Origin of the sequence: Phormidium sp. CCY1219, assembly GCF_035615515.1 — a bacterium.
GTDB lineage: Bacteria > Cyanobacteriota > Cyanobacteriia > Cyanobacteriales > Laspinemataceae > CCY1219.
Genome location: NZ_JAJENT010000329.1, coordinates 1 through 2519, shown reverse-complemented (window position 1 = coordinate 2519; position 2519 = coordinate 1). Strand labels below are relative to the sequence as shown.

2 protein-coding genes and 1 pseudogene are annotated in these 2519 nt (G+C 52.9%); all 3 read left to right on the top strand.

The features are described from left to right. Positions 1-1913: pseudogene (locus LKK83_RS05785) on the top strand (hypothetical protein); the annotation flags it as partial. Between the two features lie 14 nt (positions 1914-1927). Then, positions 1928-2131, top strand: a complete 204-nt coding sequence (locus tag LKK83_RS05780) for a hypothetical protein (protein ID WP_324629986.1) — start codon at positions 1928-1930, stop codon at positions 2129-2131. A 78-nt stretch (positions 2132-2209) separates the two neighbouring features. Next, positions 2210-2464, top strand: a complete 255-nt coding sequence (locus LKK83_RS05775) for a gas vesicle protein GvpG (RefSeq protein WP_324629985.1) — start codon at positions 2210-2212, stop codon at positions 2462-2464. Positions 2465-2519: the final 55 nt, after the last annotated feature.

Below are 2519 nucleotides of genomic sequence, written 5' to 3'. Positions count from 1 at the left end.
AGCCTTTAGGGACTGTTTTCCTTGCCCCGCTTACGTTTCGGGCATTTACCCTCCACTTTTGCGGGAACGAATCGCACACCTACGATCCTCTTGAAGCGATCGCCAATGGGGATCCGAATGGAGCCGCAGTGTTTGCGGCGATGATTCAGGTGCAAAATACGATCGTCCAAACGGCGAAGTTAATCGAGGGTGGAAGCAATATTGACTTGCAGCAACTCGGTCATGCCGCGATCGCTAGCATCGCCAAGATGGTCAAATCTAACAGTTCGGTTGACTTAACCCAACTCGAGACGATCGAGGCCATCGTCCAAGATGCAATCAGTCGGAGTGCCTCTTTCGGTGCGGAAGGGAGTACCGTGAATGCGGAGCAAGTCAGCAGCGTCGCTTCGGCGGCGGCGCAAGTGATGACCCTGGGCAACCAAATCGTCCAAGACACGATCGAAAGTGGTATTCCGTTAAAAGATATGGCCACGGAAATCACCAAAATGCAGGCAGTGGCGGTGGGCCAAATCGCTGTTGGGTTGCCGGAATTGGCAGCAGGTACCTTGCCGGTGGAAGAGTTTCTCGCCAACAATACCAAAGAGGCGATCGAGCAGAAGATGGCAGAAGTGCGAGTGGCAGATCCCACAGTTCGCCCCACCTTCGAGACCCTTTCTCAGGAAGATCTGTTCCGTCCGACCTTCACGAACGAGCTTGACGCCGATTCCCCCAATAGCGCAGGGTTGCCTCTCCAGGAGTTGCCTGCTAGCAGCAACAGCGAAGAATTGAGTGATGATGAGGAGAGTGAAACCGCTCAGCCCCGCAAGCTCTCAATTTTACTCTTCGACCCCGAATACTATCTGGCAGAAAATTTAGACGTTGCGGACGCCGTGGCAAATGGAACGTTCCGCAGCGCTGCCGAACACTTTAGCTTGTTTGGGCTTGCGGAAGGTCGCGCCCCCAGTGAGGTTTTCACGAACCTTTATCTGAGCAATAACCCGGATGTGGCAGATGCCGTTACCAATGGCTCGTTCGGCAGTGGGTTCAAACATTTCATCAAGTTCGGATTTGCTGAAGGTCGCTTCCCTAGCGATGTCTTTAAAGAGTTCGAGATGTTCTATGTGTCGCAATACGCGGATGCCGCCGAGGCCATCGCCAATGGCACATACAGCAATGGTTTGGAACATTTAGTGACCGTCGGTTTCGCGGAAGGTCGCAATCCGTTCCCGCAGTTTGAGGTGCTGACACAAACCTTCAACGCCCAAGACTATCTGTCGCAAAATGCCGATGTTGCCGATGCGGTGGAAAACGGTACCTTCCGTACTGCGATGGAACACTTTCTCTACTACGGCATGTCCGAGGGTCGCGACCCGAGTTTGGCGTTTAGCAATAGTGAGTATCTGGCGAATAACCCGGATGTGGAGTCTGCCGTCAGCGAGGGCGGGTTTGCCAGTGGCTACGTACACTATCTGATGCACGGATTTGCCGAAGGTCGCATCGGGGGCGCGATCGCTGTCAATCCGGGGACGAATTTCAATCTCGGCGATCGCTCCTTACTCGCTGATGAGGAAACGGATCTCGTCACCGGCATGGATGAAAATGCGATCGATGCAGACATGGGTGCGGTTGACCAGCTCATCGGTCAACCCGGTGCCGAAACCTTCACCCTCGGCGATGCCAACCAAGCCTACTATCTCAATAGCGCCGATGGGGATAGTGGCCAGGAATATGCAATTCTCACCGAATTCAATGCCACTGAAGATTCTATCCAGTTGCACGGTTCGGCGGCTGACTATTTCCTTGCGGCTTCTCCAGAAGGCATGCCAACCGGCACGGCAATTTACCGCACCGAGGGCGACAGTGAGGATTTGATTGCCGTGGTTCAGGATGTTTCTGACCTGAGTTTGCAGTCGGATTACTTCAGTTTCGTCTAAGTGAGCTGTAGGGGGTGATGCCTGCGGGCGCAACCCCCGCTCGAAAAGGCGATCGCTGTTTGACGGCGATCGCTTTTTTGCCGGGGTGGTTTCCCGTACAATCCTGCAACCTACCTCTCACTCCACTGAACTCGCCCCCACCGGCGATCGATTCAACAACAATTTTAATGGGATTAATTCTGAATTCCTTTGCCGCGTTTCTTTATTTTATGATATAATAAAAGCCGGACGAGGGGGCAAAACCTGGCAAGTTTGCCAATCTCGCCGAACCCTTTATTGTCCTAACCCCTTGCCTTATGATTCTGCGCCTACTTACCCTACCCGTCACCGCTCCGATTGAGGGCATCGCTTGGATCGGAGAACAACTGCTCGAACGCGCCAATGCAGAACTCGATGACAAAGAAAACTTACAAAAGCGACTGTTAGCCCTCCAGCTTGCTTTCGATTTGGGGGAAATTCCCGAATCGGAATTTGAAGAACAAGAGGAAGAATTATTGCTTGCCATTCAAGAAATGGAAGAGCAAGCCGAAAGTCAGGAACCCCATCCCTAAAGGGAGGGGCTTGGTAAGACTTTATTTTCCCAAGCTCACCTGACCAGAAGACCAG

Excerpts from the sequence above, each read along its gene's own strand:
- LKK83_RS05775 (WP_324629985.1), top strand. The coding sequence starts at position 2,210 with ATGATTCTGCGCCTACTTACCCTACCCGTCACCGCTCCGATTGAGGGC.